The organism is Janthinobacterium sp. UMAB-60, from assembly GCF_900095235.1.
Taxonomy (GTDB): domain Bacteria; phylum Pseudomonadota; class Gammaproteobacteria; order Burkholderiales; family Burkholderiaceae_D; genus Janthinobacterium.
On the sequence record NZ_LT607482.1, the window covers coordinates 284521 to 307153 of the forward strand.

At 62.9% G+C, this 22633-nt stretch carries 23 protein-coding genes; 14 read left to right on the forward strand and 9 right to left on the reverse strand.

The window, feature by feature from the left end:
* The first annotated feature begins 53 nt into the window (after positions 1 to 53).
* From fba to K0F86_RS01310, 7 genes are all read left to right on the forward strand, one after another.
* Positions 54 to 1118 (forward strand): class II fructose-bisphosphate aldolase, encoded by a 1065-nt coding sequence (gene fba, locus K0F86_RS01280; protein WP_071075342.1) that lies wholly within the window; start codon positions 54 to 56, stop codon positions 1116 to 1118.
* A gap of 108 nt (positions 1119 to 1226) precedes the next feature.
* Positions 1227 to 2120 (forward strand): phosphoribosylaminoimidazolesuccinocarboxamide synthase, encoded by an 894-nt coding sequence (locus K0F86_RS01285; protein ID WP_070220356.1) that lies wholly within the window; start codon positions 1227 to 1229, stop codon positions 2118 to 2120.
* A gap of 1 nt (position 2121) precedes the next feature.
* Complete coding sequence (gene purE, locus K0F86_RS01290; protein WP_219132585.1) at positions 2122 to 2619, forward strand: 5-(carboxyamino)imidazole ribonucleotide mutase; 498 nt, start codon at positions 2122 to 2124, stop codon at positions 2617 to 2619.
* A 15-nt stretch (positions 2620 to 2634) separates the two neighbouring features.
* Entirely contained in the window at positions 2635 to 3831 is a 1197-nt protein-coding gene (locus K0F86_RS01295; protein WP_219132586.1) for a 5-(carboxyamino)imidazole ribonucleotide synthase, read from the forward strand.
* The gene (locus K0F86_RS01300; protein ID WP_219132587.1) at positions 3828 to 4847 is read left to right on the forward strand and encodes an L-threonylcarbamoyladenylate synthase; all 1020 of its coding nucleotides are present in this window, start codon (positions 3828 to 3830) and stop codon (positions 4845 to 4847) included. Before K0F86_RS01295 ends, K0F86_RS01300 begins: the two co-directional genes overlap by 4 nt.
* Before the next feature lie 242 nt (positions 4848 to 5089).
* On the forward strand, positions 5090 to 6505 hold the full coding sequence (locus K0F86_RS01305; protein WP_219132588.1) for an esterase: 1416 nt from the start codon (positions 5090 to 5092) through the stop codon (positions 6503 to 6505).
* Positions 6506 to 6598: 93 nt separating this feature from the next.
* Positions 6599 to 7285, forward strand: a complete 687-nt coding sequence (locus K0F86_RS01310; RefSeq protein ID WP_219132589.1) for an OmpW family protein — start codon at positions 6599 to 6601, stop codon at positions 7283 to 7285.
* A 39-nt stretch (positions 7286 to 7324) separates the two neighbouring features.
* On the opposite strand, the gene K0F86_RS01315 is transcribed toward K0F86_RS01310, so the two are convergent.
* Positions 7325 to 7831 (reverse strand): flavin reductase family protein, encoded by a 507-nt coding sequence (locus K0F86_RS01315; protein ID WP_096237985.1) that lies wholly within the window; start codon positions 7829 to 7831, stop codon positions 7325 to 7327.
* Positions 7832 to 7937: 106 nt separating this feature from the next.
* On the reverse strand, positions 7938 to 8354 hold the full coding sequence (locus K0F86_RS01320; protein WP_219132590.1) for a hypothetical protein: 417 nt from the start codon (positions 8352 to 8354) through the stop codon (positions 7938 to 7940).
* Positions 8355 to 8598: 244 nt separating this feature from the next.
* On the opposite strand from K0F86_RS01320, the gene msrA reads away from it, so the two are divergent.
* On the forward strand, positions 8599 to 9132 hold the full coding sequence (gene msrA, locus K0F86_RS01325) for a peptide-methionine (S)-S-oxide reductase MsrA (protein WP_257571931.1): 534 nt from the start codon (positions 8599 to 8601) through the stop codon (positions 9130 to 9132).
* 20 nt (positions 9133 to 9152) lie between these two features.
* Here the strand turns inward: msrA and K0F86_RS01330 are convergent, their stop codons facing one another.
* Positions 9153 to 10388 carry a cyclopropane-fatty-acyl-phospholipid synthase family protein gene (locus K0F86_RS01330; RefSeq protein ID WP_219132591.1) on the reverse strand — a complete coding sequence of 412 codons (1236 nt, stop codon included), beginning with the start codon at positions 10386 to 10388 and terminating at the stop codon, positions 9153 to 9155.
* Positions 10389 to 10515: 127 nt separating this feature from the next.
* Positions 10516 to 11724 (reverse strand): pyridoxamine 5'-phosphate oxidase, encoded by a 1209-nt coding sequence (pdxH, locus tag K0F86_RS01335; protein ID WP_219132592.1) that lies wholly within the window; start codon positions 11722 to 11724, stop codon positions 10516 to 10518.
* A 113-nt stretch (positions 11725 to 11837) separates the two neighbouring features.
* Between pdxH and K0F86_RS01340 the strand changes: the two genes are divergently transcribed.
* Positions 11838 to 12695 carry a tRNA threonylcarbamoyladenosine dehydratase gene (locus tag K0F86_RS01340; RefSeq protein WP_257571932.1) on the forward strand — a complete coding sequence of 286 codons (858 nt, stop codon included), beginning with the start codon at positions 11838 to 11840 and terminating at the stop codon, positions 12693 to 12695.
* On the opposite strand, the gene thpR is transcribed toward K0F86_RS01340, so the two are convergent.
* Positions 12692 to 13210 carry an RNA 2',3'-cyclic phosphodiesterase gene (gene thpR / locus K0F86_RS01345; protein ID WP_219132593.1) on the reverse strand — a complete coding sequence of 173 codons (519 nt, stop codon included), beginning with the start codon at positions 13208 to 13210 and terminating at the stop codon, positions 12692 to 12694. The two genes, K0F86_RS01340 and thpR, sit on opposite strands and share 4 nt — an antisense overlap.
* Positions 13211 to 13304: 94 nt before the next feature.
* Between thpR and K0F86_RS01350 the strand changes: the two genes are divergently transcribed.
* The 3 genes from K0F86_RS01350 (at position 13305) to K0F86_RS01360 (ending at position 15359) form a co-directional block, all read left to right on the forward strand.
* A complete protein-coding gene (locus K0F86_RS01350) occupies positions 13305 to 13769 on the forward strand; it encodes an FKBP-type peptidyl-prolyl cis-trans isomerase (RefSeq protein ID WP_219132594.1) in 465 nt (154 codons plus the stop codon).
* 84 nt (positions 13770 to 13853) lie between these two features.
* Entirely contained in the window at positions 13854 to 14786 is a 933-nt protein-coding gene (gene cysK, locus K0F86_RS01355; RefSeq protein ID WP_219132595.1) for a cysteine synthase A, read from the forward strand.
* A 171-nt stretch (positions 14787 to 14957) separates the two neighbouring features.
* On the forward strand, positions 14958 to 15359 hold the full coding sequence (locus K0F86_RS01360) for a DUF2809 domain-containing protein (RefSeq protein WP_219132596.1): 402 nt from the start codon (positions 14958 to 14960) through the stop codon (positions 15357 to 15359).
* 3 nt (positions 15360 to 15362) lie between these two features.
* On the opposite strand, the gene K0F86_RS01365 is transcribed toward K0F86_RS01360, so the two are convergent.
* From K0F86_RS01365 to K0F86_RS01375, 3 genes are all read right to left on the reverse strand, one after another.
* Positions 15363 to 18176 carry a pitrilysin family protein gene (locus K0F86_RS01365; protein ID WP_219132597.1) on the reverse strand — a complete coding sequence of 938 codons (2814 nt, stop codon included), beginning with the start codon at positions 18174 to 18176 and terminating at the stop codon, positions 15363 to 15365.
* A 66-nt stretch (positions 18177 to 18242) separates the two neighbouring features.
* Positions 18243 to 18605, reverse strand: coding sequence for a hypothetical protein (locus tag K0F86_RS01370; RefSeq protein ID WP_219132598.1), 363 nt, complete (start codon positions 18603 to 18605; stop codon positions 18243 to 18245).
* Entirely contained in the window at positions 18606 to 19334 is a 729-nt protein-coding gene (locus tag K0F86_RS01375) for a hypothetical protein (RefSeq protein WP_219132599.1), read from the reverse strand. It lies immediately after the preceding gene.
* Between the two features lie 212 nt (positions 19335 to 19546).
* Between K0F86_RS01375 and K0F86_RS01380 the strand changes: the two genes are divergently transcribed.
* Entirely contained in the window at positions 19547 to 21319 is a 1773-nt protein-coding gene (locus K0F86_RS01380; protein ID WP_257571933.1) for a diguanylate cyclase, read from the forward strand.
* On the opposite strand, the gene K0F86_RS01385 is transcribed toward K0F86_RS01380, so the two are convergent.
* Positions 21309 to 21791, reverse strand: a complete 483-nt coding sequence (locus tag K0F86_RS01385) for a CinA family protein (RefSeq protein ID WP_219132600.1) — start codon at positions 21789 to 21791, stop codon at positions 21309 to 21311. The genes K0F86_RS01380 and K0F86_RS01385 overlap by 11 nt on opposite strands.
* A 222-nt stretch (positions 21792 to 22013) precedes the next feature.
* Here K0F86_RS01385 and K0F86_RS01390 point away from each other — a divergent pair, with 222 nt between their 5' ends.
* Positions 22014 to 22631: a YfiR family protein gene (locus K0F86_RS01390; RefSeq protein ID WP_219132601.1), complete on the forward strand. Its 618-nt coding sequence runs from the start codon at positions 22014 to 22016 to the stop codon at positions 22629 to 22631.
* Positions 22632 to 22633 lie beyond the last annotated feature (2 nt).

The following is a 22633-nucleotide window of genomic DNA, read 5'->3' on the forward strand; positions in this document are numbered from 1 at the left end:
GTCATCGACCGCGAAGCGCCGCAACGGTTTCTATTGTTCTCTGGAGTATTACCATGTCTCTCGTATCCATGCGTCAACTGCTGGACCATGCCGCCGAAAACGGTTATGGCATTCCTGCTTTCAACGTCAATAACCTGGAGCAAGTGCAAGCCATCATGGCCGCCGCCGATGCCTTGAATTCGCCGGTGATCATGCAAGCGTCCGCTGGCGCGCGCAAGTACGCCGGTGAAGCCTTCCTGCGCCACCTGATCGACGCCGCCGTCGAAGCGTATCCGCACATTCCCGTCGTCATGCACCAGGATCACGGCCAGTCGCCGGCCGTCTGCATGGCCGCCATCCGCTCGGGTTTTACTTCCGTGATGATGGACGGTTCGCTGGAAGCGGACGGCAAGTCGGTCGCTTCCTACGAATACAACGTGGAAGTGTCGCGTGAAGTGGTGAAATTCTCGCACGCCATCGGCGTGACGGTGGAAGCGGAACTGGGCGTGCTCGGTTCGCTGGAAACCATGAAGGGCGACAAGGAAGACGGCCACGGCGCCGACGGCACCATGACCCGTGAGCAACTGCTGACGGACGTGGCGCAGGCTGCCGACTTCGTGCAGCGCACCCAGTGCGACGCCCTGGCGATCGCCATCGGCACCTCGCACGGCGCGTATAAATTCACGCGCAAGCCGACGGGCGACATCCTGGCCATCGACCGCATCAAGGAAATCCACGCGCGCATCCCGAACACCCATTTGGTGATGCACGGCTCGTCGTCGGTACCGCAGGAATTGCTGGCCATCATCCGCGAATTCGGCGGCGACATGAAGGAAACCTACGGCGTGCCAGTGGAAGAAATTCAGGAAGGCATCCGTCACGGCGTGCGCAAGATCAACATCGACACCGATATCCGCCTGGCGATGACGGCCGCGATCCGCAAATACCTGTTTGAAAACCCATCGAAATTCGACCCGCGCGACTACCTGAAGCCAGCCCGTCTTGCTGCAGAGCAAATCGTGCGCGCCCGCATGCAGGCATTCGGTTGCGAAGGCCAGGCGTCGAAAATCAAGGTCATCACGATGGAAAAAATGGCCGAGCGCTACAAGGCCGGCGAGCTGTCGCAAATTGTGAAGTAAAATTCTGTCTGGAACGGGCCGGAAGCTGCATCTCCGTGCCCGATTTTCTCGACCGGCGGGCGTCTTCCCTGCCTGCCGGTTTCGTTTCATCCAACTATTCCCCCCGCTATGAACAGCCTCTATCAGACTTCCATCCACTCCCTGCCATTGCTGGGCCACGGCAAGGTCCGCGACAATTACGCCGTCGGCGACGACAAGATCCTGATCGTCACCACGGACCGCCTGTCGGCCTTCGATGTCGTCATGAACGAGCCTATCCCCGGCAAGGGCAAGGTCCTCAATCAGATGAGCGACTTCTGGTTCGAGAAACTGGGCCACATCGTGCCGAATCACCTGACCGGCGTGGCGCCGGAATCCGTGGTGGCGCCCGAGGAAGTGGAGCAAGTCAAGGGCCGCGCCGTGGTGGCCAAGCGCTTGAAGCCCATCATGGTCGAGGCGGTGGTGCGCGGCTACATCATCGGTTCGGGCTGGAAAGACTATCAAGATACAGGCAGCATCTGCGGCATCAAGTTGCCAGCAGGCCTGCAACAGGCGGAAAAACTGCCGGAACCGATCTTCACCCCGGCGGCCAAGGCCGAGCTGGGCGAGCATGACGAAAACATCAGCTTTGCTGAAATGGAAGAGCGCATCGGCGCCGAACTGGCCGCCAAGATGCGCGACGTGGCCATTGCCCTGTACAAGACGGCCGCCGAGTACGCGGCCACGCGCGGCATCATCATCGCCGACACCAAGTTCGAATTCGGCCTGGACGACAATGGCGTCATGCATCTGATGGATGAAGTGCTGACGGCCGACTCGTCGCGCTTCTGGCCCGCCGATTCCTATCAGCCTGGCATTTCGCCGCCGTCGTTCGACAAGCAATTCGTGCGCGACTACCTGGAAACGCTGACCTGGGGCAAGACCGCACCGGCGCCCGCGCTGCCGGCCGACGTCATCGAAAAAACCCAGGCCAAGTACTTCGAAGCCATCGAACGCCTGACGGGCGAGAAGCTGAAGGCATAAGATGACAGAGCAGAATAAGCCGCTGGTCGGCGTCATCATGGGCTCGTCCTCGGACTGGGAAGTGATGCAGAACGCGGTTGCCATCCTGAAACAGTTTGGCGTGCCGTACGAAGCGCAAGTCATTTCCGCGCACCGCATGCCCGACGAGATGTATGCGTACGCGAAAAGCGCGCGCGCGCGCGGCTTGCGCGCCATCATCGCCGGCGCCGGTGGCGCCGCCCACCTGCCTGGCATGGTGGCGGCGATGACCATCGTGCCCGTGCTGGGCGTGCCGGTGCCGTCGAAATACTTGCGCGGCGAAGATTCCATGCTGTCCATCCTGCAAATGCCCAAGGGCGTGCCGGTGGCCACCTTCGCCATCGGCGAAGCGGGCGCGGCGAATGCGGCGTTGACGGCGGTGGCGATGCTTGCCGCCAACGATGACGCCCTGGCTGACCAACTCGAAGCTTTCCGCACCACGCAAACGGCCGCCGCCAAGGCCATGGTCTTGCCTGAATAATGTGTTTGAAAAATAATGAATAGTAAATCGACTTCCCCATTGCTGCCCGCCGCCCATCCACCGGCGTGGCTGGGCGTGATGGGCGGCGGCCAGCTCGGCCGCATGTTTGCGCAGGCCGCCCAGAGCATGGGCTATCAGGTTGCCGTACTGGAACCATCGGACGCCTGCCCTGCGGGGCAGGTGGCGCAGCGTCTGGTGAATGCCGGCTACAGCGATGCAGCCGGGCTTGACGCGCTGGCCGCGCAATGCCTGGCCGTCACCACCGAATTCGAAAACGTGCCGGCCGACAGTCTGTCGCGCCTGGCCGAAAGCGTGTTTGTCGCCCCCAACGCCCACGGCGTGTCGGTGGCGCAGGACCGCATCGCCGAAAAACGTTTCTTTGTCGCCTGCGCCTCGACATCGGGCGTGCTGCCGGCGCCACATACGGTGATTGCCACGCAGCTTGACATCGATGCCATCAGCGACGACTTGCTGCCAGGCATACTGAAAACCGTGCGCATGGGCTATGACGGCAAGGGCCAGTACCGCGTGCGCACGCGCGACGAGGTGCGTGCCGCGTTTGCGGAAATGGGCGAAGTAACTTGCCTGTTGGAAAAGATGCTGCCGCTGGCGTATGAAGTGTCCGTGCTGACGGCGCGCGGCGTGGACGGCGCATCGGTCGTGTATCCGATCGCCGAAAACGTGCACCGCGACGGCGTGCTGTTTACCACCACGGTGCCGGGTCCGAACGTGTCCGACGACTGCGCCGCCAGGGCGCAGCGGGCGGCGCAAGCGATGGTTGCCGAACTCGGCTATGTCGGCGTGCTGTGCATCGAATTTTTCGTGCTCACAGACGGCAGCCTGGTGGTCAATGAAATGGCGCCGCGTCCGCACAACAGCGGCCATTACACGATGGATGCCTGCGTCACCAGCCAGTTCGCGCAGCAGGTGCGGGCCATGGCGCGCTTGCCGCTGGGCGATGTGCGCCAGCATTCGCCGGCCGTGATGCTCAACATCCTCGGCGACGCCTGGTTTGCCGACGACAGCGATGTCGCCTGCGAACCGGCGTGGGACCAGGTGCTGGCGCTGCCGGGCGCCTGTTTGCATCTGTATGGCAAGGACGATCCGCGCCGTGGCCGCAAGATGGGTCACCTGACCTTCATCGCGGCCAGCTTGCCAGAGGCGCAGCAGCGCCTGCGCGATGCTTGTCTGATTCTGGGAATCGCGCCGTGAGCGTGCCCGCGCAAGACCTGGCGGCGGCGGCCGCCGTGCTGGAAGCGGGCGGCCTCGTCGCTTTCCCGACGGAAACAGTATATGGCCTGGGCGCCGATGCGGAAAACCCGGCCGCTGTGGCGCGCATCTACGAAGCCAAGGGCCGGCCATCGGACCACCCCGTGATCGTGCACGTGGCGCCCGGTGCCGATTTGGCGCACTGGTCCGATGATATTCCCGTGGAAGCGCAGCAGCTGGTGGCCGCCTTCTGGCCCGGCCCGCTGACCCTGATCGTCAGGCGCGCCGCGCATATTCCCGACGCTGTATCCGGCGGCCAGGATACGGTGGGCCTGCGCTGCCCGTCGCATCCGGTGGCGATCGCATTGCTCCGCGCCTTCAAGGGCGGCAAGGGCGGCCTGGCGGCGCCGTCGGCGAACAAATTCGGCAATGTCAGCCCCACCACGGCGCAGCACGTGCGCGATGAGTTCGCGGCGGAACTGGGCAGCGGCTTGCTGGGCCAGATCCTCGATGGCGGCCAGAGCGAGGTCGGTATCGAGTCGACCATCGTCGACCTGTCGCGCCTGGCCACGCACGGTCCCGTGCTCTTGCGTCCCGGCCATATCAGCAGCGAACAAATCGCTGCCGTCATCGGCCGCGCACCGGCCGTGGCGGACGCGGCCGCGCCGCGCGCCTCGGGCACACTGGAATCGCATTACGCACCGCACACGCCTGTTGCGATGCAGCACAGCGACGACGTGCGCGCCACCTTGAACCGCCTGCTCAATGACGGGCGTCGCGTGGCCCTGATCCACTACTCGGATCTGCCGCCAGCCAGCGCCAGCGTGCGCCTGGCCGCGACCCCTGAAAATTACGCACATGCGCTGTATGCCTCGCTGCGCACGATGGACCAGGTCGGCGCCGAGCTGATACTCGTCGAAGCACCGCCCACCGGGCCCGCGTGGCTGGGCGTGAATGACCGTTTGCGGCGCGCCGCGTTCGGCTCAAGTGGTATCTTGCAGCAGTTTCTATCCGCATAATGAAAAGCCCCGCAAGGGGCTTTTTCTTGATGCAGCGCAATAGCGATGCTTGCCACGAAACATCTTATATCCTCCATAATTCAGCTGATCGCCCGGTCATGACAGGGCGCCGGCGGTGTTGTTATTTCGTTGATTTTTAAAACATATTTTCTATACAAGCCTGAGGAACGATGGCATATTAGTTGGGTAGCGAATAGCACGCCCGTTCGTTTAGAAACCAGAAAAAAGACCGAGGAGACAAAATGCATCAAACAAAATTCGCGCTGGCCGTGCTGGCTGCGGCTGTCCTGGCAGGTTGCGGTGGCGCCAGTGGCGGTGATCAAACCTTGAAAGTCAAATACACGGCGCAGGTGTCGTTCGGCGACAGCCTGTCCGATGTCGGTTCGTATGCCGTCGGCACGGTGCTGGCGAAAGGTGGCGGCAAGTTCACCATCAATGGCGACAATACCAAGATCAATCCTGAACTGACGGGCAAGAACTGGACCGAGCACCTGGCCGCGCAATTCAGCCTGGCCGCGCCATGCGCCGCCGAGACTGGCCTGGAAGGCAATGCGTTGAAGGGCTTGGCCGTGCCACGCGTCAAGCATGCTGGTTGCTACGGCTACGCCATGGGCGGTTCGCGCGTGACCAATCCGGTTGGCCCGAACAACAAGGCGACGGGCAGCGAGCTGGGTGCCCTGACCGTGCCCGTGGTGACGCAGATCGCGAACCACCTGGCCGTGTCCGGCGGCAAGTTCAGCGGCACGGAAGCCGTGTTCGTGATGGCCGGCGGTAACGACGTGCTGTTCTTGCTGGGTGATTTGCAAGCGAAGGCCACCGCTGCTGGTCAGGCGGCAGGCGCTACTGCTGGTGCCGCTGCTGGCGCGAAAGCCTTTGCCACCAATTTGGTCGCGGCCTTCGCTGCTCACGCCGCCAATCCTGCCACGGCGGCGCAAGCCATCGGCGCCGCCGTGGCGGCTGCCGCCGCAGCGCCAGGCGCCACCTCCGCATCGATCGTGGGTGCTGCCGTGCAAGCTGCCGTTATTGCCGGTGATCCGGGAATATCTTCGCAAGCCGTGTATGGCCCGCTGGTGGCCAAGGCGCAAGCCGATGCCACCGTTACCGGTAACGCCGCCGGCGCCGCTGCAGGTGCCAAGGCCGGTGCCGATTACGCCGCAGCGAATGGACCTGCACTGGTTGGCGCCATGAAACAGGCTGGCACCGAACTGGTAGCGCTGGTGAAGGACCAGATCATTGCCAAGGGCGCCAACTATGTCATCGTCAACAATCTGCCTGACGTGGCCGGTACGCCATCGGGCCTGGGCAAGGATGCCAATACCAAGGCGCTCATCAATGCCATGGTCAGCACCTTCAATGGCGAAATCAAGGCGGGCTTGACGGGTAATGCGAAAGTCTTGCTGGTCGACGTGTTTGCCGTCAGCCATGACCAGGGCGTCAATCCCGGCCCGTATGGCTTGACCAACGTCACGGAAACGGCATGCGACCTGAGCGCGCCAGGCAATATTCTGGGCAGCTCGCTGGTGTGCAATGGCACGAACCTGAAAGCGGGCGACGTCAGCCACTATGCGTATGCCGACGATGTGCATCCTACGCCGTTCAATAACCTGTTGCTGGCCCGCTACGTGGCCAAGGACATGGTCGTGCGGGGCTGGCTGTAAGGGATGGCCGTACCGGCTGTGCCTGGGAGGCGCGGCCGGCAGCGACAAGACTCGATAGCGGAACACTCCGCACATAATGAATCAGGAGACAAGATGAAGAATCGTTTGAATACCGCTGTACGCGTGCTGGCTGCAGCTGCCGCGATGGCCATGGCGACGGGCGCTTCGGCGCAAAGCGCAGGCACCTGGATGGTCAAGGCTGGCATCAACAAGATCACGCCGCACGTGGACAGTGGCGACATTTCCGCACCGGCACTGCCGGGCACGAAAGCCGATGTCAAGGCCGATACCAAGCCCATCCTGAGCTTTGCCTATATGCTCACGGACAATATTTCCGCTGAAATGATCCTGGGCGTGCCGTACAAGCACGACCTGGTGGGTGATGGTTCGATCAAGGGCACGGGCAAGCTGGGCACGGCAGAAGTGTTGCCGCCGACGGCCTTCATCCAGTACCGTTTCTTCCAGCCCAATGCGATGATCCGCCCTTACGTGGGCGCGGGCTTGACGTATGCATATTTCCAGAAGGAAACCGGCTCGGGTCAGATGACGGCCCTGCTGGATCCGGGTGGAAAACCAGTCACCTACCGCATGGACAACAAGCTGACAGGCAGCCTGGTGCTCGGCAGCACCGTGGCCATCAACGAGCGCTGGTTTGCCGACGTGGCCGTGGTCAAGACCTACCTGAAAACCAAGGCGAAATTCTCGACGGGGCAGACGCAGGACATCAAGCTCGACCCGGTTGCCGTGAGTATCAGCATCGGGTACAACTTTACCCTGTAAAACAAAAAATCCGCCTCGGCGGATTTTTTTTTGTCCCGCTCAGGCTGGCGGTGTATTGAACTTTCCATTGTGGAAGATCAAGGGTGGTTGCGCGGCAAACGCGCATTGTTCCACTTCGCCCACGAAAATGACGTGGTCGCCTTCCGGATAGCGGCTGCGGTTGTGGCATTCGAACCAGGCCGATGCGCCTTTCAGGATGGGCTGGCCCGTGCGCGACAGTTCGTATTCGACATCGTCGAAGGGATTCGGCGTGCGGCGTGCAAAGCGCTGCGCCAGTTCCGCCTGCTCGGCGCCCAGCACATTGATGACGTAATGCGAGTTGCCGCTGAAAATCGGCATGCTGTTCGCCACGGAACCGAGGCTCCACAGCACCAGGGGCGGCGACAGCGAAACGGAATTGAAGGAACTGGCCGTCAAGCCGCGGAAACTGCCGTCGGCCAGGCGCGTGGTGATGACCGTCACGCCGGTGGCAAACTGCGACAATGCCTGACGGAAATGTGTCGTATCGAATTCTTGCGCGGGCGCGCGGGGAGAGCGTGTGTTCATGGGAGACCTGTCTGTTTGTCTCCATTATGCCAAAAAATGGCCTTGCCAGTACTTTCCCGTCATGAAGGCCCGAAGCGAAATGAAGCCGGAGCATGCGTCGGCGACATCAATAAATATGGTCAGCCGGAATTTTCTTGATTTTGCTGATCAGTCCGATGTTAAGCCAGGCGCCGAGAATCGCCAAAGGCAGAATGAATTTCCCTATTTCCCATGCCATCAGCGTGCCAGCCGCAATGGCAAGGCATATGCCGGCAAAACCGTATTGTGTGAAAAGACTCTGCCGGAAGGTTTGCCCGTCATTTTGGGTAATGCCGATAATCAAAGGCCGGAATGCCCATTGGATGATCCACAATTTCGCAGGCCCCTCGCGTTTCATTTGATCACGCAAGATAATGCTGAGGCGTTCGTCGATGTAGACATTCTTGATGATCTCGGTACCGATCTTGATATACGTGTACTTACGCCATTTGCCACTTGGTTTGCTCGGGCCGATTTCCAGATAGTCGCCAGTATATTCCTTCATGTTTTGCCTTGGAGTGAGAGATGAAACATTCGTGATATGGCATCCGTAATGTTTTGTTGCTTATAGGAAATATTTAATCCAGTATAGCAGCGCCCGTGTTTGATGGTCAAATGACAAAATGTTCCATGCGATGACCGTATCAGCCCGCAGCATGCAGGCTGCAATGCAGCCGCTGGCGGTTTGGTTTATAGTAATTTAAGTAGCAATATTGCCTTCATGGCCAATTGGGAGAAGGGAGTACAAGATGCGTGCGGAAATGGAAGTGGCGGTACTGGGCGGCGGCTGTTTCTGGTGCCTGGCCGCCGTGTATGGGGAAGTGCGCGGCGTGACGCGCGTCGCGGCCGGCTACACGGGCGGCGGCGTGCCCGATCCCACGTATGAACAGGTATGCGCGGGCGACACGGGCCACGCGGAAGTGGTGCGCCTGGAATTCGACCCGGCCGTCATCGCTTACCACGACTTGCTGGAAATCTTTTTCACGCTGCACGACCCCACCACCCTGAATCGCCAGGGTAACGATGTCGGCACGCAATACCGTTCCGTCATCTATTACCAGTCGGCGGAACAGGAAAGCGTGGCGCGCAAGGTGCTGGCCGAGATGGCCGGCGTGTGGGATGCGCCCATCGTCACGCAGCTGGCGCCGGCGCAAGTCTTTTACACGGCCGAGGATTACCACCAGAATTATGTTGCCCAGCATCCCTTGCAGGGCTATTGCGCGCTGGTCGTCGCGCCCAAGGTGGAGAAATTCCGCGCCATGTACGCGGGACGCCTGAAGTAGGCGCCCCGCGCGCGTGCCTGTCAGGGCGTGAGCACGGGTGACGGCCTTGTCTCCTGCGCATACATGTAGTTGCGCGACCAGGGCAGGGTGGCGGAGCGCCGGCCCCCCTTCACGCAGACGATCTGGTACAGGCTGATCAAATCTTGCTCGAAGGCATAGGCGCAGCCGGCCAGGTAGACGTGCCAGATGCGGAAGCGCCGTTCGCCCGCCAGCGGGCGTATCTGCTCGGCGTTGGCTTCGAAATTTTCCGTCCACAGGGCGCAGGTGCGCGCATAGTGGCGCCGCAGGTTTTCCACGTCCAGCACTTCCAGCCCCCCTTGCTGCATGGTTTTCAGGACATTGCCGATGTGCGCCAGCTCGCCGTGCGGAAACACATATTTTTCGATGAATTCGCCGCCGCCATACGGCGTTTCGCCATTCTCCGGGTCGGTGGAGGTGATGCCGTGGTTCATCGCCATGCCGTCCGGCGCCAGCAGCTTGTTGATGATGGAAAAGTAGTCGGGCAAGTGCTTCAAACCCACGTGCTCGAACATGCCCACGCTGGTGATGCGGTCGAACTGGCCCGTGACGTCGCGGTAGTCTTGCAGCCGGATGTCGATCAGGTGCGCCAGGCCGGCTGCCGCCACGCGCTCGCGCGCCAGCGCGTACTGGTTTTCCGACAGGGTCACGCCCACGCAGCGGGCGCCATATTGCTGTGCGGCACGAATGACGAGCGCACCCCAGCCGCAGCCGATGTCGAGCAGGGTCTGGCCCGGCTGCAGCTGGATTTTCTTCAGGATATGGTCGATCTTCTTGACTTGCGCCTGCGCCAGGGTTTCATCGCCATGTTCGAAATAGGCACAGGAATACACGAGAGCGGGGTCGAGAAATTGTTCATAAAACGCGTTCGACACGTCGTAGTGGTAGCGGATGGCCTCGGCATCCTTGCTCTTGTCGTGCGTAAAGCTACGCACGATGCGCGCCAGCTTGCCTTCCGGTTTCAAGGTGTTACGCGCCAGGGCATTGCAGATGGAAATCATATCCATCGCCGTGCCCTTGACCTCGATATTGCCTTCCACATAGGCCGAGCCCAGATTGGCCAGCGAGGGGTTCAGCAGATAGCGGGCCGAGGCGACGGTCGGCAGGCGGATGGTGACTCTGGGCGTTTCGCTGGACAGGTCGACATGCTGGCCGTTCCACAATTCGATGCGCAGCGGCAGGGCGGTCTTGCTGCGGATGCTGGCGATCCAGGACTTGAGTTGGTTTTGTACAAACAAAATGGCCTCCAATGCAGCGGCCCCAGTTGGGGCCGCAAATTGAGAAACAATGTTATTTAGTAACTTCTACCTTCATAGCCTACACCTATATTGACCAGCTTGCTTTGCGCCGCCTTGACCAGCTTGCTCAGGGTTGCAAGCGTTGCATGCTCCATTGCCCGTCGGCACCGCGCGTAAACACGATGCGGTCGTGGAAGCGCGAACGGCGTCCCTGCCAGAATTCGATGCGCTCCGGCTGCAAGCGGTAGCCGCCCCAGTGGGCCGGGCGTGGCGGCTGCGCGTCGCCAAGGGCTGCGGCCACGGCCTCGTAATGGCTTTCCAGCGTGGCACGGTCGGCGATGGGGGCGCTTTGCTGCGAGGCAATCGCCGACAAGCGGCTTTGCAGGGGGCGCACATTGAAATACTCGTCGCTCTCGGCCGCCGTGGTTTTCACCACCGTGCCTTCGATGCGCACTTGCCGTTCCAGCTCGCGCCAGAAGAACAGCAGGGCCGCGTGCGGGTTGTGTTCCAGCTGCTGGCCCTTGTCGCTGTTGTAATTCGTGTACCAGGTAAAGCCGCGCTCGTCGAACTGCTTGATCAGCACGATGCGGGAGCTGGGCTTGCCGTCGGGACTGACGGTGGACAAGTCCATCGCGTTCGGCTCCATCACCTGGGCCTTGACGGCTTCGGCAAACCATTTCTGGAACTGCGCGATGGGATCGGCCAGTACATCCGTCTCGCTCAGGCGCGATTGCACGTAATCGGTGCGCATGGCCGCCAGCACGGCGGCCGCGTCCGGCACTGCGGGAGCTTCCGGCGCATCGGGCGCGATGCCGCGGCGGCGCTGCATGGCCGTGCCCAGCTGCTCCATCTGCTGCGCGCTGAACAGGCGCTTGGCCATCGGCGCCAGTTGTCCTTCTTCCTTGGCCATGTGGGCCTGGTAGGCGGCGACATAGTCGCGCACGCCATCGTGCGACAGCTGCGAGTCCGTGCCGGCGGCAATGGCGTCCAGTTCCGGGCGCAGGGTCAGCCAGGCCTGGTCCATGCGCTGGTGGTCGGCCAGGATTTCCGGCACCAGGGTGGCCAGCAGGGCCGCGTCCTCGCCCGTGGCCGTGGCCTGCAGCATGGGCATCAGGTCTTGCTCTTCATCATCATGATGCAGATGGGCGGCCTTATTGAAATACTGCAACACCGCCTTGGCCGCCTGTTGCGCTTCCGGCGTGTTGCCGTTCTGTCCCAGGTGGCCCAGCAGATTTTGCAGGGTCGTCAGCTGCTTGCGGATCTTGTCGTGGCAATGCTTGAGCACGGCGATGGGCTGGTCAAAGCCGGGAACGGAGTCGAACAGGGGAGAGGTCATGGCGAGTTCTCGTGGTGGGCGGTGTGGGGGCGCGGCGACAAACGGAGCTTGTCGCTGTGTCAATTCGGCTATTTTAGAATATCCGCCAGCGCAGTGTCCGTTAAAATGGCGCCATGCATACCTCCACCAATGAACTAATTTCCATGGACTTGACCGAGATCGATTTTGAACGGCGTTTCGGCGGCATTGCCCGCCTGTACGGCGCCCCCGCGTTGGCACGCTTCCGTGCCGCTCATGTGTGTGTGATCGGCGTGGGCGGCGTCGGTTCCTGGATCGTCGAAGCGCTGGCGCGCAGCGCCATCGGCCGCCTGACCCTGATCGACCTCGACAATGTTGCCGAATCGAATATCAATCGCCAGATCCAGGCCATGAGCGACACCATCGGCAAGGCCAAGATCACGGCCCTGGCCGAACGCATCGAACTGATCAACCCCTTGTGCCAGGTCACGCAGATCGAGGATTTTATTGCTCCCGATAACCTGGAGCAATTGCTGGGCGGGCGCGATTTCGACTACCTGATCGACGCCATCGACAATGCCAAGGCGAAAGCGGCCGTGATCGCGTATTGCCGTGCGCGCAACATTCCCATGCTGACGATCGGCAGCGCGGGCGGGCAGACGGACCCGACCCTGATCGCCGTGCGCGATTTGTCGAAAACGGAGCAGGAACCGCTGCTCAAGCGTGTACGAAAACTGTTGCGCACCGAATATGGTTTTCCCCGTGGCGTGAAAAACAAATTCAATGTCGACGCCGTGTTTTCCATGGAGCCGTTGAGCACGCCCGAGAGCGCCGAAGCGTGCGCCATCGATGGCAGCGCGCCCGCCGGCGTCACGGGCTTGAACTGTGCCGGCTTCGGTTCCAGCGTGGTGGTGACGGCCAGCTTCGGCATGGTGGCGGCCGCCCATGCGCTGAAAAGCTTGCGCCAGGACAAACTGGCCGAGGTGCCAGTGTTAATACCGGACGCCGCCTAGCTTAATTTCCTGCTGGCCAGGATGCGGTAATCGCCGCTGCTTTTCAGCGATTCCACCAGCACCAGTTCGTCCGCCAGCCAGGCGATGGGCGCGAAGTCCTGGTTGGCCGGCGGCGGCGCCTGGCGCGCCAGCGTCACGTGCGGTGTAAAGCGGTCGTGCTCGAAGCGGGGCGCGAGGCCCTGTTGCGCCAGCTCATGCATGCAGGCCGCGCGCAAGGCGAGCAGGGCGGGCGAGGGCTGCGCCAGGGCGGCCCAGGCCAGCGCCAGCTGCGCAAAGTGGCTGGCGTGATCGAACAGCAAGGGTATGGGATGCGCCGGCAAGTGCGCCAGGATATCTTGCAGGGCCGGCAGCTCGCTGGCCGGGCGCTGGCCCAGGAAGGCCAGCGTCAGGTGCAGTTTCTCGGCGCGCACGGGCTTGCCTTGCAAGCGCGCCTGCCAGGCGAGCAGGGCCGTGCGCGTGGCTGCATCGGGCCACAGCGCGTAAAACAGGCGGGGGCAATGGGTATCAGGCGACAAGTTTTTCCTATCGTTGCGGCGGTTTGCTATGATTGGCGTTCCCTGCCTCTTGCATTGGCAGGGATCTCACCGAAACTCACTGAAAGAATACATCATGACGCGTAGCTCCGTTTTGTTTGCCCTGATCTGCTCCGTCGCCGCGTCGCTGGCGCAGGCACAGGCGCCAGCGCCTGTTCCCGCCTCCGCCGTCTCGCTGAGCCCCGGCCCTGTCGCCGATAAACTGATCGTGATCGACAACAAGGTCGGCACGGGCAAGGAAGCGTCCGCCGGCAATAACGTCACCGTGCACTACACGGGCTGGCTGTACCGTCCCATGGCGAAAGATTCGCGCGGCAAGAAGTTCGACAGCTCCGTGGGCCGTGGCCCGTTTGACTTCCCGCTCGGCAAGGGCATGGTCATCAAGGGCTGGGACCAGGGCGTGGCCGGCATGAAAGTGGGCGGCAAGCGCACCCTGATCATTCCAGGCGAACTGGCCTATGGTCCGCGCGGCGCCGGCAATGGCGACATTCCGCCGAACTCGGCACTGATCTTCGACGTGGAATTGCTGGACGTGAAGTAATTGTTCAGTTTCGGCAGCGCACCACGTGCGCTGCCGTGAAAAAGCGGTAGACTGGGATTTTCTGATATAGCTGTGGAGACTCCCATGAACATCGCCAACGACGTCACTGAACTGATCGGCAACACGCCCCTGGTGCGCATCAACCGCATCGCCGCCGGCAGTGTGGCCACCATCCTGGCCAAACTCGAATTCTACAATCCCGCGCACAGCGTCAAGGACCGCATCGGCCTGTCCATGATCGTCGCTGCGGAAGCCGCTGGCAAGATTCATGCCGATACCGTCATCGTCGAGCCCACCAGCGGCAACACGGGCATCGCGCTGGCCATGGTCTGCGCCGCGCGCGGCTACCGCTGCACCCTCGTCATGCCCGATACCATGAGCCGCGAACGGCGCATCCTGCTGCGTGCCTACGGCGCCGAGCTGGTGCTCACGCCCGGCAGCGAAGGCATGCTGGGCGCCATCCGCAAGGCCGAGGAAATGGTGGCGGCCGAGCCGCGCTACCTGATGCTGCAGCAATTCAACAATCCCGCCAATCCCGCCATCCACCGCGCCACGACGGCCGAGGAAATCTGGCGCGATACGGATGGACAAGTCGACATCGTCATCGCCGGCGTGGGCACGGGCGGCACGATCACCGGCATCGGCGAAGTGTTGAAGGAACGCAAGCCCGGCGTCCAAGTGATCGCCGTGGAACCGGAAGCGTCGCCGATGCTGTCGAAAGGCACCAAGGGGCCGCACCCGATCCAGGGCATCGGCGCCGGTTTCGTGCCGCAGATACTGAACACGGCCATCTACGACGAAATCATTTGCGTGAAGAACGACGACGCGTTCGCCACGGCGCGCCTGGCCGCCAGCGATGAAGGCTTGCTGGTTGGCATCTCGTCGGGCGCCGCCCTGTGGGCAGCCCTGCAAGTGGCGCGCCGTCCGGAAAACGCGGGCAAGACCATCGTCACCATCATCCCGTCGTTCGGCGAACGCTACCTGAGCACGGCCTTGTACGCGGGCTTGGGCGACTAAGAGCCGATCCGTCCGGCGGGGCTGCGAAGGTAGCGCCGCTTGACCGGCGCCGTGCAAGGGCGCCGGTTGAACTTGCCATGCCGAAATATGCGCCAGGCAGGCAGGGCAGGCGCAGTACAATATCGCACGGGCCGCAATGGTTCGGTCCGTATTGTGCCTTTGAATGGAAATATGTTCCTGGTAAAACCTGAACGCCGCCGCCTGCTGCAGGTGGGCGCAACCGTGGCTGTCATCGCGCTGGGCCTGGCCTCGCGCGCCTATCCCCAATTCCTTCCCGCCGCGCTCGGCAAGTATCCGGGCGACGCCCTGTGGGCCATGATGATCGTCTTTGCGCTGGGCATCATCGCCACGCGCATGCGCACGTGGCAGCTGGCATTGTGGTCTTTGCTGATCTGCTTTGCCGTGGAATTCGGCCAGCTGGTCCAGACGCCATGGCTCGTCGCGCTGCGCGCGCATCCGCTGGGGCACCTGGTGCTCGGTTCCACCTTCGGCTGGGGCGACTTGATCGCCTACACGGCCGGTGTGGCGATCGCGGCGCTGGTGGATAAAGCGGCGCTGTTCAAGCGCCGCTAGTCCTCACTTCACGTTACCCTCGGCATCGCGCAGTTCCACGGGCGCCAGTTTCAGCTTGCTCAATTGCGGGGCGATCTTCGCCTGGTCGCCCACGCCGATGACGATCAGCTTTTCCGGCTGCAGGTATTTTTTTGCCACCTGCTGCACCTGCTTGTCCGTCACGCTGGCAAAGCGCTGTGGCAGGGTCGCGTAGTAGTCGAGGCCCAGGCCGTAGATATATACGTTGGCCATGCTGGCGCTGATGCTGGCATTCGTCTCGAACTGGCCCGGCAGCGACAGCACCTGCGAATTGCGCGCATTCGACAATTCCCTGGCCGTCAGTGGCTTGGCGATCATGGCGCGGATTTCCTTGAAGGTTTCCGACACGGCCGGGCCCGTCACGTCCGTGCGCACGCCGGCGGCTATCGAGAATGGGCCTGGCTGGCTGCGGTACTGGAATTGCGAGCGCACGCCATAGGTGTAGCCCTTTTCTTCGCGCAGATTATTGCTCAGCCGACTCGTAAACAAGCCGCCCAGCGCGGCATTCATTACTTGCAGCGGCGCATAATCGGGCGTCGTGCGGGCCACGGCGATGGTCGACAGGCGCACGGCCGTCTGCGGCGCGCCCGGCTTGTCGACGAGGATCAGTTTTGCTTTTGTCGTGGCCGGCGCCGCCGTCACGGACGGCGCCACCGCGCCCGCCTTCCAGCTGCCGAACTTGGCTTCGGCCAGGCTCTTCAATTGCGCGGCGTCGATGTCGCCCGAGACGATCAGGGCCGCATTGTTCGGCACATAATGCTGCTGCCAGAACGCCTGCAGGTCGGCGCGGCTGGTGGCTTTCAGGGCCGCTTCCGTGCCCAGTTGGATGTACCCGTACGGATGTTGCGGGCCGTACAGGGCTGCCGCTTCCACGCGGGCCGCCACGGCCCCCGCGTTTTCGCGCTGCTGCGCCAGTTCGCCGATACGGCTGGCGCGCTGGCGCTCCACTTCGGCCGCGGGGAATTGCGGGTGCTGCACCACGTCGGCCAGCACGTCGAGCGCTTGCGGGAAGGTGGTTTTCAGCGACGTCAGCTGGGCGAACGAGGCGTCCGCGCTGGAACCCGTGCCGAGGAAAGCACCGAGTTGCGCCACGTCATCGGCGATCTGCGGCGCGCTGCGCGTACTGGTTCCTTCCTGCAGCAGTTGCGCCGTAAAGCCCGACAAACCCGGCTGCGCCAGCGGATTGGCGCCCGAACCGCTTTTTACCACCAGCTGGCTGGAAATCAGCGGCACGGCCGGGTTGTAATTATGGATCACGGTCAAGCCATTGCTCAAGGTGAAGGACGTCGCTTGCGGCAGCACGATCTTCGGCGCGGGACCGGCAGCCGGCACCTTGTTACGCCAAGGCTCGTCCGCATTGATGGCCGTGCCTGGCGCCGCCTTGACCTTGCCCGGCGCCGGCGTCGCCACTTCCGCTCCCAGGTCCGGCGTGCCCGGCACGCCATACACGACCACACGCGCCTGGTTTGTCAGGTAGGTGTCGACGGCACGCTGCACGCCGGCCGCCGTCACCTGGCGGTAGCGTTCGATATCCTTGCCCAGGTAGCCGGGGTCGCCCAGGTACTGGTTGTACTGGTTCATCATGTTGGCGTTGCCGCCCACTTTTTCCACCTGGCTCAGCATGCTCGTCTCGATGCTGTTGCGGGCCCGCTCGATTTCCTTCTCGCTGGGTCCCTTGGTGCGCAATAGTTCCAGTTCGGCCTGCATGGCTTGCTCGATTTCCTCGGGCTGGTGGCCGGGGCGGGCCGTCACGTCCAGGCTGAACACCGAGGTGAGGGCGTTCGAGCTCTGGTTCGCGCCCACGTCCTGCGCGATCTGCTTGTCGTACACCAGCGACTTGTACAGACGGCTGGACTTGCCGCCGGCCAGGATGTGCGCGGCCATCGACAGTTCCGCGTCATCCTTGGCGTAGGCGGACGGCGTCAGCCAGGCCATGAAGACGCGCGGCAACTCGACCCGGTCCTGCACCACGATGCGGCGCTCCTGCGTGATGGGCGGCGTCACCACATCGGGCTTGGCCACGGCGGGGCCGCTCTTGAAGCTGCCGAAGTATTTGTTGACCAGTTGCTTGGTTTTCGCCTTGTCGATGTCGCCGGCGATCACCAGGCTGGCATTGTTGGGACCATAGTATTTGGTAAAGAATTCCTTGATGTCGGCCAGCTTCGCGTTCTGGATGTCCGCATGCGAACCGATGACGCTGGCGTAATACGGGTGGGTCTTCGGAAACAGCTGGTGGTACAGGGCTTCCTGCACGATGCCGTACGGTGCGTTTTCCACGCTCTGGCGGCGCTCGTTGCGCACCACGTCCTGCTGGTTCGTCAGCGCCGTCTGGTCGAGCACGTCGAGCAGATAGCCCATGCGGTCGGAATGGGCCCACAAGGCCAGTTCCAGCTGGTTCGACGGCACCGTGTCAAAATAATTGGTGCGGTCGAAATCCGTGCTGCCGTTCGAATCGGTGGCGCCCGCGCCTTCCAGCAACTGGTCGGCCATGCCGCGCGGCACGTGCTTGGTGGCGGCAAACATCATGTGTTCGAACAAGTGCGCAAAGCCCGTCAGCCCCGGCGCTTCATTGGCCGGACCCACGTGGTACCAGACATTGACGGCCGTGACGGGTAATTTATGGTCTTCCACGAGGATCACGTCGAGGCCATTCGGCAGCGTGTATTTTTCGTAGGCAACATTTGGCACGGTCGTGGCTGCCGTCGCGGCGGCCGCACCGGCGGCGTGGGCGAGGCTCAGGGGGGCGCCGTACAGCGACAGCATCAGGGCGGGTATGGCCAGCAATTTGATCGGTTTCATGCATGCTTCCAGGCTAGGGTGGGGAAGACGCTGCGGCCCGCTCGTGGCGGGCGCAGCGCGACGGTACTACAGTTTATACAGCAGGGTCGCGCCGCCCAGCACCAGCAGCGCGCAGGCGACGGAGACGATGGCGGCCGCGCCCAGCAAACGCCATTCGCGCGGCGTAAAGCCGGCCGGCGATGGCGATGCTGCCGGCGCTTGCGGCGCGGGCTGGGGCATGGCTGGCGCCGGTTCGGCCGGCAAGCCGCCCGCCGCGCGCGCCTGCGCCGCCAGCGCTTGCGTGGCAGAGTTCAGCAGGGCCAGCTGGCGCTCGACGGTTTCCGCCAGCACCGCTTCGTTCAGCGCCACCAGGGCGAATATCGGGTCATCGACGTCGATCTTGATGCCCGTCTTGTCGAACACATGGCTGCGCAGTTTGTGCTGGTCCATCTACCATTGCACCTTGTCGAGTTGTTCGAAGATGTCGCGGTAGACGACCTTGATGCGCTGTTTTTCCATGATGTTGAACTTGTCGTTCTGCATCACTTCCTGCATCGTCAGGCGTGCCGTGTTCATTTTTTTCACATCCGCGCCGAAGGTGTCGGGATTGCGCTGGCTCAAGGTGATGCTGCCTTTCACGCGCGCGCGGTTGTCGGCATACGACTGCGATTCGACAAACTGCTTGCCGGACGCCGATTGCAGCAGGCCGAAGTGTTCGTTTTGCCACAGCACCAGCGGCACTTTCGTCGCTTGCGCCGTGGCGACAAAGCCCGTGGCCGTATCGTGCAAGGTGTCGCCGCCGCCGACGATGGTGTGGATGTACACCTTGCGGCCCGATTCTTCCAGCAGCGAGAAACAATCGTTTTCCAGCAGATAGCCCATCAGCGGCGAAAAGGTGTTGGCGCCATTGTCGATCACGCAGTTGCCGTCTGTTTCGAGGATGTCGATCATCAGCGCGTCGAAGCGTTTCGGGTCGATGTTGCGCGCATCCGTCATCACGGGCACATGCTTGACCTGCATCGCCTTGTAGCGCGAGAACGTGGCGTTTTCCTGATCGGTGTCATAGCAGCGCAAGGGCGTGTCGTCCTTGCCGCCTATCCACTGGGCCAGCAGGGTCGATACCAGGGTCTTGCCGATGCCGCCCTTGCCCTGCAGGATGAAATGTACCGTGTTTTGCATTGCGACTACTCCAAGTTGTTGCGTCAGTGACAATCAAAGATCCGTGACAGCGGCGCGGGCGCCAGGCCAGGCCACGACTGGCATTTTTACCACAATCCTTTGCAAATATGCCATGCGGAACAGCGAATCTGGTTATGATGTTAATCAGGATACCATTGATACAGAGCAAGTTTTGTGTGAAAAATCCACCCCAGAGTGTGAACGAGGACGCAGTGCCGATCTCCAGTCTCGATAAAGCCGACATTGACCGTTTGAATCAGCAAGCCCTGTCTTGCCTGGTCGGCAACCGCCGCCAGGCGCGCCGGCTGGCGCAGATGGCGCTGGCGGCGGCGCAACGACAACAGTATGCGCGCGGCGGCGCGTATGCGGAACTCAATCATTGCTGGCTCGCGTATTACGCGGGCGAGGCTGAACCGTCGTGCGAGCGCCTGCACGCGTATTTCCAGCACAGCGGCGACCTGGAAGGGGGCATGGAAGTGGCCGCCCTGCAGGGCGCGTATGCGAGCCGGCGCGGCGACTTTGCCGATGCCGAGCAGCATTTCCTGCAGGCGCGCAGCCAGGCCGCGCAGATCCCCGATTCCTTGCACAAGTTCATGTTGTATGCGCGCCTGGGCGTCGACGCCCTGAACCGTGGCGATACGCAAGACGGCCCGCGCAATTTTTTGCTGGCGCTGGACATCGCCGAACGCTTCGGCAGCCCCGCGCACCGCGTCAACAGCCTGTCGAACCTGGCGTCGTCGCAGCATGACCTGGGCAACGATGAAGACGCGATTCCCCTGCTGGCCGAGGCGCTCGAGATCATCGGCACGCAAAAGCTCAAATACCAGCAAACCATCGTCTCGGCCAACCTGGCCATGTGTTTATTAGCCACAGGCAAGCCGGCCGAGGCGCTGGCGCTGGTGGAACCGTTTTACGAGTGGCCGGAAGAAGACCTGGCCGTGCGCGCCTTTTTGTTCTGCATCGCCGCGCACGCCGCCATCTTGCTGCAGCGGCCCGACAGCGCGCTGCAACTGCTGCTGCGCGCCGAAGACTATGCGCGCCGCGGCCAGGACCTGGAAGAGCAGATGCACGCGTGGCTGGTGCGCGGCAAGCTGGACCTGCACGCGGGCCAGACGGCGCAGGCGCTGGCCTCGCTGACGCAGGCGCACAGCCTGCTGAGCTGGACGCGCAATCCGTTTCACCAGCAACAGATTTTGCGGGGATTGGCCGAGATCAATGCCCAGCTGGGCGAATGGCAGGCGGCGTACGGCTTTCTGCAGCAATACCAGGCCGTGTTCGAGGCCAGCAGCAAGTCGGCGCGCGCCTCGCGCAGCCTGATGCGCAACCTGGAAAAGGAAATGCACAGCCTGAAGGCCGAGCGCGACAAGGCGCTGGAGCTGCAGGCGGCGCGCGAGACGGAAAACGTCAAGCTCGAACATCTGAACCGCGAACTGGCGCACCAGATCCTGCACGTCAATTCGCTGCAGGACAGCCTGAAGGAGCAGGCCATGCGCGACCACCTGACGGGCCTGTACAACCGCCGCCATTTTGAAACCTGCCTCAATGCCATCCTGCACGCGGCCGATGCGGACGCCCCCGTGGCCATCGCCATCATCGACCTGGATTTCTTCAAGCGCGTCAACGATACCTACGGGCACAACTTTGGCGATGCAGTGCTGATCCAGTTCGCGCGCCTGGTGGAGAGCCAGCTGCGCGGCAGCGACATGGTGTGCCGCTATGGCGGCGAGGAATTCTGCCTGCTGTTGCGCGAAGCCGACAGCGTCATCGCCGCGCACAAGATCGACGATATCGCCGCGCGCTACCGCCAGTTGCTGATCCGGCAGGCGCCGCACAGCTTGACGGGCTGCACCTTTTCGGCGGGCATCGCCGAGTATCCGCGCCATGGCGCCGGCCGCCACGAGTTGCTGCTGCGCGCCGACAGCGCCCTGTATGCGGCCAAGCAGGCGGGCCGCGACCGTGCCTGCATCGCCGGGGCTACTGGATAAAGCGCAAGAGGCCCTGCAGGGCATGCAGAACGGCCTGCTCGCGCACGGCTTGCCGGTCACCGGCAAATACCCGGCGCTCTGTTTGTGCGCGCCCGTCCATGGCCCAGCCGAAGCAGACGGTGCCGACGGGCTTGCCGGGCACGCCGCCCGTGGGGCCGGCGATGCCCGTGGTCGAGACCGCCACCTGAGCATCGCTGTGCGCCAGCGCTCCCTGCGCCATGGCGGCGGCCACTTCCTCGCTGACGGCGCCGTGGGCGGCGATCAGCTCGGCGGGCACGCCCAGCATGCCGCTCTTGGCCCCGTTGGAATAGGTGACGAAGCCCCGATCGAACCAGGCGCTCGACCCGCTGATGTCGGTGACGGCCTGGGCCACGCCGCCGCCCGTGCACGATTCGGCCGTGGCCAGCAGCAGGCCCTTCGCCTGCAAGGCCAGGCCGACGGCGGTGGAGAGGGAGGCGAGTGTGTTGCTCATGGAGGACTCCTGCATGCGGTGGTAAGGGTGGCGAGACTGTAGCATGGCCAACGGTAAAAGAAACTTTCCCCGGTAACAGCGAAAATGCGTACACTCTTTTATACATTTGCTACCACTTCGGGCCGGCAGGCGCTCTGTCGCTGCGCCACCCTGGTGCGCATCGCCCGAACCGGCAAGCGGCATGGTGCCGCGCCTTCGTATGCATTATCTTACTCGGTTGTCATGGCAATTCTGAACTGGACCTGGTGGCGTCATGCTGGCCCCCTGCGCCGCCCCGCGCGCGGCGCCGGCCGCCGCCCTCTTCGCTGGGGCTGGCTATTGCTGTTCCTGGGCGTGCTGTGCGCCGACGTGCGGGCGCAGGTGCCAGGTGAACTGGAACGCCAGGTCAAGGCCGCGTATCTGTACAAGTTTGCCGGCTTTGTCGAGTGGCCGGACGGCAGCTTTGCCCGGCCCGACTCTCCGCTGGTGATCGGCGTGGCGGGCGCCGACGCGCTGGCCGAGCAGCTCGAACTGAGCGTGGCCGGGCACAGCGTCAACGGCCGCGCCGTGCAGGTGAAAAAAGTGCGCCGCGGCGAAGCGCTGGCCGGGCTGCACGTGCTGTACCTGGGCGCGCTGGAAAAAACGGCGCTGCAGGAGATGCTGGCCGCCAGCCGTGGCCTGGCGTTGTTGACGGTGTCCGATTCGGATGAGGTCTACGCGATGGGCAGCATGATCAATTTTGTGATGGCCGAAGACAAGGTGCGCTTCGACGTGGCCTTGAAACCCGTGGCGCTGGCGCATATCCGCATCAGCGCGCGCATGCTGCTGGCCGCCTATCGCGTGCAGACGGGGGGCGCCTGACC

What these genes read in the sequence shown, in the direction of transcription:
- fba (WP_071075342.1), top strand. Translation starts at nt 54, where the DNA reads ATGTCTCTCGTATCCATGCGTCAACTGCTGGACCATGCCGCCGAAAAC.
- K0F86_RS01285 (WP_070220356.1), top strand. Translation starts at nt 1,227, where the DNA reads ATGAACAGCCTCTATCAGACTTCCATCCACTCCCTGCCATTGCTGGGC.
- purE (WP_219132585.1), top strand. Translation starts at nt 2,122, where the DNA reads ATGACAGAGCAGAATAAGCCGCTGGTCGGCGTCATCATGGGCTCGTCC.
- K0F86_RS01295 (WP_219132586.1), top strand. Translation starts at nt 2,635, where the DNA reads ATGAATAGTAAATCGACTTCCCCATTGCTGCCCGCCGCCCATCCACCG.
- K0F86_RS01305 (WP_219132588.1), top strand. Translation starts at nt 5,090, where the DNA reads ATGCATCAAACAAAATTCGCGCTGGCCGTGCTGGCTGCGGCTGTCCTG.
- K0F86_RS01310 (WP_219132589.1), top strand. Translation starts at nt 6,599, where the DNA reads ATGAAGAATCGTTTGAATACCGCTGTACGCGTGCTGGCTGCAGCTGCC.
- K0F86_RS01315 (WP_096237985.1), bottom strand. Translation starts at nt 7,831, where the DNA reads ATGAACACACGCTCTCCCCGCGCGCCCGCGCAAGAATTCGATACGACA.
- K0F86_RS01320 (WP_219132590.1), bottom strand. Translation starts at nt 8,354, where the DNA reads ATGAAGGAATATACTGGCGACTATCTGGAAATCGGCCCGAGCAAACCA.
- msrA (WP_257571931.1), top strand. Translation starts at nt 8,599, where the DNA reads ATGCGTGCGGAAATGGAAGTGGCGGTACTGGGCGGCGGCTGTTTCTGG.
- pdxH (WP_219132592.1), bottom strand. Translation starts at nt 11,724, where the DNA reads ATGACCTCTCCCCTGTTCGACTCCGTTCCCGGCTTTGACCAGCCCATC.
- K0F86_RS01340 (WP_257571932.1), top strand. Translation starts at nt 11,838, where the DNA reads ATGCATACCTCCACCAATGAACTAATTTCCATGGACTTGACCGAGATC.
- K0F86_RS01350 (WP_219132594.1), top strand. Translation starts at nt 13,305, where the DNA reads ATGACGCGTAGCTCCGTTTTGTTTGCCCTGATCTGCTCCGTCGCCGCG.
- cysK (WP_219132595.1), top strand. Translation starts at nt 13,854, where the DNA reads ATGAACATCGCCAACGACGTCACTGAACTGATCGGCAACACGCCCCTG.
- K0F86_RS01360 (WP_219132596.1), top strand. Translation starts at nt 14,958, where the DNA reads ATGTTCCTGGTAAAACCTGAACGCCGCCGCCTGCTGCAGGTGGGCGCA.
- K0F86_RS01365 (WP_219132597.1), bottom strand. Translation starts at nt 18,176, where the DNA reads ATGAAACCGATCAAATTGCTGGCCATACCCGCCCTGATGCTGTCGCTG.
- K0F86_RS01370 (WP_219132598.1), bottom strand. Translation starts at nt 18,605, where the DNA reads ATGGACCAGCACAAACTGCGCAGCCATGTGTTCGACAAGACGGGCATC.
- K0F86_RS01375 (WP_219132599.1), bottom strand. Translation starts at nt 19,334, where the DNA reads ATGCAAAACACGGTACATTTCATCCTGCAGGGCAAGGGCGGCATCGGC.
- K0F86_RS01385 (WP_219132600.1), bottom strand. Translation starts at nt 21,791, where the DNA reads ATGAGCAACACACTCGCCTCCCTCTCCACCGCCGTCGGCCTGGCCTTG.
- K0F86_RS01390 (WP_219132601.1), top strand. Translation starts at nt 22,014, where the DNA reads ATGGCAATTCTGAACTGGACCTGGTGGCGTCATGCTGGCCCCCTGCGC.